This is a genomic window from Thomasclavelia sp. (genome assembly GCF_017889095.1).
Classification (GTDB): domain Bacteria; phylum Bacillota_I; class Bacilli_A; order Erysipelotrichales; family Coprobacillaceae; genus Thomasclavelia.
Genome location: NZ_JAGHEW010000128.1, coordinates 1 through 8824, shown reverse-complemented (window position 1 = coordinate 8824; position 8824 = coordinate 1). Strand labels below are relative to the sequence as shown.

At 31.3% G+C, this 8824-nt stretch carries 9 protein-coding genes; 1 reads left to right on the top strand and 8 read right to left on the bottom strand.

Features of this window, described 5'->3' with window-relative positions:
• On the bottom strand, nucleotides 1–704 hold a 704-nt coding region (locus J7M77_RS05915), incomplete at its 3' end, for an ATP-binding protein (RefSeq protein ID WP_296876913.1).
• A 111-nt stretch (nucleotides 705–815) separates the two neighbouring features.
• Between J7M77_RS05915 and plsY the strand changes: the two genes are divergently transcribed.
• A complete protein-coding gene (plsY, locus tag J7M77_RS05910; protein ID WP_296876912.1) occupies nucleotides 816–1424 on the top strand; it encodes a glycerol-3-phosphate 1-O-acyltransferase PlsY in 609 nt (202 codons plus the stop codon).
• 60 nt (nucleotides 1425–1484) lie between these two features.
• Here the strand turns inward: plsY and J7M77_RS05905 are convergent, their stop codons facing one another.
• The 7 genes from J7M77_RS05905 to J7M77_RS05875 form a co-directional block, all read right to left on the bottom strand.
• A complete protein-coding gene (locus J7M77_RS05905; RefSeq protein ID WP_296876911.1) occupies nucleotides 1485–1685 on the bottom strand; it encodes a YneF family protein in 201 nt (66 codons plus the stop codon).
• A gap of 2 nt (nucleotides 1686–1687) precedes the next feature.
• Complete coding sequence (locus tag J7M77_RS05900; protein WP_296876910.1) at nucleotides 1688–2068, bottom strand: DUF2522 domain-containing protein; 381 nt, start codon at nucleotides 2066–2068, stop codon at nucleotides 1688–1690.
• An 80-nt stretch (nucleotides 2069–2148) separates the two neighbouring features.
• Nucleotides 2149–4125, bottom strand: a complete 1977-nt coding sequence (gene tkt / locus J7M77_RS05895; RefSeq protein ID WP_296876909.1) for a transketolase — start codon at nucleotides 4123–4125, stop codon at nucleotides 2149–2151.
• A 178-nt stretch (nucleotides 4126–4303) separates the two neighbouring features.
• Nucleotides 4304–4540: a DUF896 domain-containing protein gene (locus J7M77_RS05890; RefSeq protein WP_296876908.1), complete on the bottom strand. Its 237-nt coding sequence runs from the start codon at nucleotides 4538–4540 to the stop codon at nucleotides 4304–4306.
• 216 nt (nucleotides 4541–4756) lie between these two features.
• On the bottom strand, nucleotides 4757–6052 hold the full coding sequence (locus tag J7M77_RS05885; RefSeq protein WP_296876907.1) for a pitrilysin family protein: 1296 nt from the start codon (nucleotides 6050–6052) through the stop codon (nucleotides 4757–4759).
• Nucleotides 6052–7314 carry a pitrilysin family protein gene (locus J7M77_RS05880; protein ID WP_296876906.1) on the bottom strand — a complete coding sequence of 421 codons (1263 nt, stop codon included), beginning with the start codon at nucleotides 7312–7314 and terminating at the stop codon, nucleotides 6052–6054. Before J7M77_RS05880 ends, J7M77_RS05885 begins: the two co-directional genes overlap by 1 nt.
• An 83-nt stretch (nucleotides 7315–7397) precedes the next feature.
• A partial coding sequence (locus tag J7M77_RS05875; protein WP_296876905.1) for a DNA translocase FtsK occupies nucleotides 7398–8824 on the bottom strand: 1427 nt, incomplete at its 5' end.

Here is an 8824-nt window from a genome sequence, read left to right as displayed (position 1 = left end):
GTTTCTTTTTCCTGGTTTAAATATTCCACAAAAGCAATCAAACCTTTATCAAAATGAAAACTATTCTCTTTATCATTACGTTCATCTTTTAAATCAATTTTTATTCCCTTTAATAGAAAAGCACTTTCCATTAAGCGCTCACTAATGGTCGAATAGTTAAATTCAGTAACTGAAAACATAGCTGGATCAGGTAAAAAGTGAATTGTTGTACCTGTTTGTGACGTTTTTCCAATTGTCTTTAATTTTCCAATTTTGCTGCCACCATCTTCAAATCGCTGAAACCAAATTTTTCCATCACGATAAATAGTAACTTCTAACCATTTAGATAAGGCATTAACGACTGAAGCTCCAACTCCATGAAGTCCTCCGGAAGTCTTATAGCCACCTTCTTCACTAAATTTACCACCGGCATGTAAGATCGTTAAAATAACTTCGGTTGTCGGTTTACCAGAAGCATGCATTCCCGTTGGCATTCCCCGGCCATGATCACTTACCGTAATACTATTATCTTTACCAATAATTACCTGGATATTATCACCATAGCCTGATAATGCTTCATCAATAGCATTGTCAACAATTTCCCAAACTAGATGATGCAACCCACGACTATCGGTCGAACCGATATACATTCCTGGTCTTTTTCTAACTGCTTCTAACCCTTCAAGAATTTGAATATTCGATTCATCATACTTTTTATTTGCCATATTTAAGTTACCTCCTTTAGTCACTTGAACTATTATACCTAAGTTTGATGTTTTTTTCAAAGATTATTGCAATTTTACGATGATAATATATAATAGGTACAGGTGATAAAAATGGATATAATAATTTCAATTATTTTAGTAATTTGTGGATATCTGTATGGATCAATTCCTTTTGCCTTAGTAATTGGAAAACTAATTTATAAAACAGATGTTCGAAATTATGGATCCGGTAATTTAGGGGGAACAAATGTTGGACGTGTTTTAGGGAAAAAAGCCGGTGTCGCAGTGATCTTATTAGATGCTTCTAAAGCATTATTAATTTCACTTTTAACGGGATATATCGCAAGTATCTTAAATTTATATAGTGATTTAGCATATCTTTGCGGTTTGGCTTGTGTTATTGGCCATTGTTATCCGATCTTTGCTAATTTTAAAGGCGGTAAAGCAGTATCAACAGCAATTGGATTTTTCTTTACGATCAATCCGCTAGGAGCCGTTTTAGCTTTAGTAGTATTCTTTATCGTGTTAAAAATAACTAAATACGTATCATTATCTTCAGTACTGGCATCTTCATCAGTTTTGCTGGCAACACCTTTTTTAGATATTTCATTAGTTGGAAAATTAACAGTAGCTGCTGTAATTTTACTTTTGATCTATCGTCATCGTGCTAACTTAAAAAGAGTTAAAGACGGTACTGAATCTAAAATTACCTGGATGTAAGATTTCTGGAATTGCTTCGTCAATTTCAGTTTTTTTATACAAAAAAATAAGGGCGAACCCTTATTTATATTGTGCCATAACTGAAGACATAATTCTTTTGATTTGCGCTTCACTAGGCTTACGCCCCATTTCCATATACATTGCACGAATCATTTTTTCGTTAATTGGCGGATTTTTACGTAGTTGTTTTTTAAACATATAACGGGCACCAAAGAATCCAGCGATCGCCCCGATAATTAACCCAATAATGGCGTTTAACATTTTTATACCTCCACATTTTTAGATTGCTCAATCATTATAACATAACTTTTAGATATTTGGTATAAAATCTCTAGAAATATATTGCTTTTTTTATCGGCTTCAATAATTATGTAATAATCATTAACAGTACAGGTTAGTCTTTTTTTAGTTAACTGATTGTCTAAATAGTGGATATTTTTATTTCGATGATAGTCATAACGGTCTTTTAATTTGTATTCAATATAATCACTTACACCATCATTAGAGGTAAAAAAACATTCTAACTGTTTAGAAAAGAAACTGTTTTTTGGTTCTAATTCAATTATTTTTTCTTTTATTTGGGGGTATTGTTTTAATAGGTCGTTTACATTAGGGTTTAATTTATAAATTTTATATGTATTCATTTTTATCACCAGTTATAAAATAACATCATTTAAATAAAAAGAATGTCAAAATAAAAAATCGAAGTTAAAATTAACTTCGATTAAAGCATTTCTTTAATGTTTTTAATTACATTATCAACTGTAAATCCATAGCGTTCGATTACAATATTAGCCGGTGCACTTGTTCCAAATGTATTGACGCTCATTGTTTTACCATCAATACCTACATATTTATACCAGCCATAATCACTACCCATTTCAATTGATAATCTAGTTCTAATCTTATTTGGTAAAATTTCTTCTTTATAAGCAGCGTCCTGCTGATCGAATAATTCTTGACATGGCATTGAAACAACACGAACATCAATATTTTCTTTAATCAGTTCTTGTTTTGCTGCCATTGCAAGATTCACTTCACTACCGCTAGCAATAATGATCGCATCGATTTGTTTTTCTTCTTTACCAACGATATAAGCCCCTTTACAAACCCCTTCGTAACTAGAGTTTTCTAAAGTTACCACATTTTGTCTAGTTAGAATCAAAGCTGTAGGTGTTTCTTTAGATTCAACTGCAATTTTCCATGCTGCCACCATTTCTTTAGCATCAGCAGGTCGAATAACCTGGATATTTGGTAAAGAACGCAACATCGCTAACTGTTCAATTGGCTGATGTGTTGGCCCATCTTCACCGACCGCAATTGAATCATGTGATAATGGTAAAATAATTGGTAATTTCATTAAGCAGGCCATTCTTAAAGCAGCTTTAAAGTAATCAGCAAATACTAAGAACCCACCAGCAGAAATCTTAATTCCTTTATGTAAAGTAATACCATTCATCATTGCTACCATAGCAAATTCACGAATTCCAAAAGCAATATTTCTACCATCATAGTTTTCAACACTTAAATTCTTTTCTGAGGCAATCGTTGTTTTAGTTGAAGAAGCTAAATCAGCAGTCCCTGATAAGAAAGTCGGGTTTTGTTTAGCTACTTCCTGAATTGTTTCTAATGATGTATTACGAGTTGCATCATTATGTCCAACTGGATATTTTTTCATTAATTCATCTATATCTAGAGAATATTTATCATTAATAGCATCATCAAGCTGTAAAGCTAGTTCAGGGTAAGCTTTTTGATATTCTTTCATCAAACGATTCCATTTATTGTAACGATTACGTCCCCGTTTAATTACACTGCTAGCAAAATCCTCATATACTTCTTCAGGAACATGAAATTCATCATGATCAAAACCGTATGAAAGTTTAGCATTTTTACCATCTTCTTTTCCTAAAGGACTACCATGTACTTTACTTGTACCCTCATTTGCAGAACCATAACCAATGACAGTATCGATAATAATTAAAGTTGGTTTATATAATTCTTTTTTTCCTTTACGAATTGCTTTATCGATGGCAGTAATATCATTACCATCAGTCACTTTAATTACTTGCCAGCCAACTGCTTCAAAACGTTTTTTGACATCTTCGCTAAATGACATTGATAAAGGTCCGTCTAAAGTTACTTTATTAGCATCATACAATACAATTAATTTTCCTAGTGATAAATGTCCAGCTAACGAAGCAGCTTCATAAGTAACTCCTTCTTGCATATCACCATCACCACATAATACATAAGTATAATGGTCAATAACATCGAATCCTTCACGATTAAATTTTGTCGCTAAGAATTTTTCCGCCAAAGCCATCCCAGCTGCCATTGGAATCCCTTGTCCAAGTGGCCCTGATGAAGCATCTACCCCATCAGTAATATCACATTCAGGATGCCCTGGTGTTACTGAATGCCATTGTCTAAAGTTTTTTAGGTCATCGATTGAAATATTAAATCCTGATAAATGTAAAATTGAATATAATAATGCTGATGCATGACCAGACGCTAAAACAAAACGGTCACGATTAAACCAGTTAGCTTGTTTATGAAAAATATTCATTTCTTTAGTAAATAAAGTATACATTGCTGGTGCTGACCCTAAAACCATCCCAGGATGTCCAGAGTTAGCTTTATTTATTGCATCAATCCCTAATGATCGAATTGTTGCTATTGATAAAGTCGATGTTTCCATTAATTTCCTTTTCTCCTTTTTTCTCACAAAAACTCAACCATATTATACACGATTAAAATAATAACGCAATATTAGGTTTTTTTAAATTTAAAAAATCTTTACATAATTTTAATATAACCTTTATTTTAAATAAACAAAAAGTGCTTAAATAAAAAAACTCTGCATATAAGCAAAGTTTTTAGTTCATTTTATGTGATTGTTCTTTTTTTAAGCGTTTTGGCGTCACATCATTTCCCTTTTCATCAACAACTTTAATGCTCATTAACTGCTGTTTAAAATTACCACGAAAAGCTTTTAAATATTCTTGTCTCAATTTTGTTTGTTCTGCCAATTCTTCTTCGCTAATAGTTCCTTCTTTTTTCTTTTTAGCTAATTCATTAATTCTCGCAATTAACTTAGGATCGATTTGACTCATAATATTTCTCCTTAAATAAAAAAGGTAGAGAGTTTTAGATATTTCCCTGTTTTGTACAGGTGGGCACCTTTAAATTAGCTTTAGGATCCCTATTCTATGAAAGGTTTTCAACACCGCCATTTAAATCAGGTTCCCTTATCTATGATGTGGAAATTTATTTACTCTCTTACCACCGTTATTATAACACAAGCATACCTTGTGTCAACTATTTTAGATTTAACGTTTATCGTGATTATTTTTTTTCACGATGCAAACACTAGTATATTTACTATCAAAATATTTAAACACATCATAAATATCTACTAACTGTAATTTAGCAATTTCATCGATTATATCAAAAGCATTTACCCCTTCAAAATAATAACGACTAAATAAATTGGCAATGCTTTCAGGACCATTAAACATATTAATAAATAAACCTAAATTTTTCTTTTTGATTCGTTCAAAATCTTTTTCATCAATTTTTAAATTATCAAAATTTTCAATTAAATCCAATAATTTACCTTTCAACAATTCATAATCATTGCAATCACAACCGATTTGAATAAAAGCATAATCTCTTTCCTGAGTGAAATTAGCACTAAAAGAATCATTAATAATCCCTTGGTTTAACCATTCATTATATAATTTAGCACTTTTAGTAAATAATAGATCAAATAATAAATTTAATGACAATTCCCGTTTAATTTTATCTTTAGGATCATTTAATAATTCATTAACTTTAATAGATACGATGATTTTATTCATCTCAACATCCATCGTTAAAACTTTTTCTTTAGTTTTAACTGCTAATGGTTCCTTGATTTCCTTACGAATAATTGGTTTTTCTAAATTAAAATCTTTTTTTGCCTGATTAGCTCTAATTGTTGCTATTACTTTATCAGGATCAATATTGCCAACTACAAAAAGCATCATATTACTTGGATGATAAAAAGTATTGTAGCATAGCTCCAACATTTCTTTAGTTGTTCGATTTACAGTTTCCACCGTTCCGGCAATATCTATGGCAACCGGATGTTCTTGATACAAGTTTTGAATTGAACCAAAATATACTTGCCAATCAGGATCATCATCATACATCTTTATTTCTTGACCGATGATTCCTTTTTCTTTTTCAACACTCTCTGGTGTAATTTCTAATTTTTGGACAAAATTAAGTAATAATTCCACACACTCTAATTCATTAGTTGTGGTACTAAATAAATAAGCGGTACGACTAGATGAAGTAAATGCATTAGTGCTCGCTCCTAGTTTGGCAAACTCACTAGAAGCATCACCGCCATTATAATCAAACATTTTATGTTCTAGAAAATGAGCAATTCCATCTTCAACTTTGATCATCTCTGTTTCATTGATTGGTACAAAAGTAGTATCAATTGAACCGAATTTTGTTGAAAAAAGACCATAGGTTTTTTCAAAACCGTTTTTAGGTAATAAATAAACTTCTAACCCATTAGCCATTTTTTCATGATATAGAGTTTCCTTTAACGTATTAAAATATAATTTCTCCATTATTTTTCACTCCCTGTAAGTAAAAAGATTGTATCTAAATGTACTTTTTTACTAGCGGCAATTATTTCTTCTCTAGTAACCTTCATTAATTTTTCTAAATATTCATCATTAGTTTCTTTAACGCCTGTTAAATCACGATTATACGCTAACGTAATCAAACTAATCGGTTCATCTTTAGTTTTAGTTAAAGAACTTTTTAGCATTAATTTAGCTAAACTGATTTCATCATCACTAAACTTACCGGCCTGGAAATTTTCTAATTCCTGCTTGATCAAAGTCAATGCCTTTTGATAATCAGTTTGTTCAATTCCCGCATTTACAGTCATGATTCCGCTAAAAGCACCATAACTTGATGAAATATAGTAACATAAGCTATTTTGTTCTCGAACGACTCTAAATAATCTTGATTGCGAAAAACCGCCAAACATCGCATTAAATACGGTCATCGCATAAGTACCCGGATCAGTAAAATTACAATCAACTACATAACCTAAATTAAGTTTTGATTGCGTAACATCCTGTCTTTCAATTACTTCTAAAACTTCCTGTTTCGTTGATTTAAAATTAGTAACGGGATTAATTATTTTAGGTGATGAATTAAACTTTAAGTTTGCTTTAAAGACATCAACGATACTTTCATCAACATCTCCAACTACATAAACATGCTTAACATCGTTTTCTAAGCATGTTTGCAAGTACTGATAAACTTCTTCATTACTAATCTGATCAATTTCATCAATATAACCATTATTGCTGATAGAAAGAAAACCGCCTTCACCCATATTTTTAAATAACTGTTCAATTCCATACATAAATTTATCATCTTGCTGAGCCATTAACCGTTCTTTTAATTCTTTTTTCTTAATATTAAAAGTCTGTTCATCAAATTTACCATCTTTAACATTAGGCAAAAACAAAACATCATTAAACATTTTAATTTGCTCTTTCAATAAATCTTCAGGATAAGGTAAAAAAGCTTCATTTATACAAACACTTGAAATATTTAATACCTGCCCTAATCCTTTAGTCGCTAAATTAGTCCCAAAATTCATGCCATATAAATCTTCTAAATGCGTTGATAAAGCTTGAGTTGAAGGATAAAGTTCAGTTCCTCCCGTTAACATAAACGCTAATAATGAACGTTTAGTAACATTTTCTTTAGTAAGTTTATTTTCTAATTTAAGTGACATCGTAATATTTTTAAATTTTTTAGTTGGAATTACATGTAACGTATATCCATCTAATTGATAACTTTTTTTCATAAGACACTCCTTTACAAATATAATGATATTATACACCAAATTGACAAAATTAAAATTAAAATACAAAAAAAGACATTAAATGTTTAAATGTCTTCTTCTTGATAACCGCGAATATAAACTTCTCTTGGTTTAGAACCAACTTGAGGTCCAATTACCCCATCAGCTTCTAATTGATCAATGATCCTAGCGGCTTTATTATATCCAATTCTAAATTGTCGCTGTAATAAAGAGGTACTAGCTTTTTGAACACTAATAACGAAACTGCGACACATTTCATATTCCTCATCTTCCTCTTCTTCTTTTGAAGATGACGTTAAACTAGTACTTAATTTTACATTAATATATTTATCATCATAGCTAGCTTCCTGCTGGCTAGTTACATGATTAACAATTGCACTAACTTCATCATCAGAAACAAAAGCGCCCTGAACCCGCACTGGAGAACTAGAACCCATTGGTGAAAATAACATATCACCTTTACCTAACAGTTTTTCCGCCCCTGAAGTATCCAGGATCGTTCGTGAATCAATTCCAGAAGATACTGCAAAAGCAATTCTTGAAGGAATATTAGCTTTAATGACCCCCGTAATAATATCAGTAGATGGTCTTTGAGTTGCTACAATCAAATGAATTCCGGCTGCTCTGGCCATTTGGGCAATTCTCATAATACAGTCTTCAACCTGCTTACTGGCAACCATCATTAAATCAGCAACTTCATCTAAAATAACAACATGATATGGTAAAACTTCTACTTTTTGATCATCAGCCACGTCTAAATTTTGTAAGTTAGCATAGTTATTATAAGATTCAATATTACGAACATTGCTTTTAGCAAACAAATCATAGCGGCGTTCCATTTCCACTACTACTTCTTGCAAAACAGCAGCTGCTTTTTTAGGATCAGTAACTACCGGGGCTAATAAATGAGGAATACCATTATAATTAGTTAATTCGACTTTTTTAGGATCAACTAAAATAAATTTAACTTCATCAGGTCGAGCTCGCATTAAAATACTGCAAATTATTGTATTAACACATACTGATTTACCACTTCCGGTTGCTCCAGCAATCAATAAATGAGGCATTTTATTTAATTGAGCATAAATAATTTTACCACTGACATCTTTTCCTAAAGGAACTAATAATTTATTATCTTGATATTCCTTAGGAATATCTTTGATTACCTCTTTAAATGAAACTGTTGTTGCAACACTATTAGGAATTTCTACTCCAACTGCTGATTTACCAGGAATCGGTGCTTCAATCCGAATATCTTTAGCTGCTAAAGCTAGTTTGATATCATCTTGAAGCTGCATGATTTTATTTACTCGAATACCAGTATCTAATTTTAATTCGTATTTAGTAACTGATGGTCCAATAAAGATATCACTGATAGTTGCTTTAACTCCAAATTGATTTAAAACATCAGTTAATGTTTTTGCCTTATCAACAGCCGCTTCTTTGTTTCGGTTTGATTTTTTTACTGTAGTATTTTTTAATAAACTTAGTG

Bases quoted from the DNA above. Each gene is read 5' to 3' on its own strand.
- tkt (WP_296876909.1), bottom strand. From the start codon at position 4,125: ATGGAAACATCGACTTTATCAATAGCAACAATTCGATCATTAGGGATT.
- plsY (WP_296876912.1), top strand. From the start codon at position 816: ATGGATATAATAATTTCAATTATTTTAGTAATTTGTGGATATCTGTAT.
- J7M77_RS05905 (WP_296876911.1), bottom strand. From the start codon at position 1,685: ATGTTAAACGCCATTATTGGGTTAATTATCGGGGCGATCGCTGGATTC.
- J7M77_RS05885 (WP_296876907.1), bottom strand. From the start codon at position 6,052: ATGGAGAAATTATATTTTAATACGTTAAAGGAAACTCTATATCATGAA.
- J7M77_RS05900 (WP_296876910.1), bottom strand. From the start codon at position 2,068: ATGAATACATATAAAATTTATAAATTAAACCCTAATGTAAACGACCTA.
- J7M77_RS05890 (WP_296876908.1), bottom strand. From the start codon at position 4,540: ATGAGTCAAATCGATCCTAAGTTAATTGCGAGAATTAATGAATTAGCT.
- J7M77_RS05880 (WP_296876906.1), bottom strand. From the start codon at position 7,314: ATGAAAAAAAGTTATCAATTAGATGGATATACGTTACATGTAATTCCA.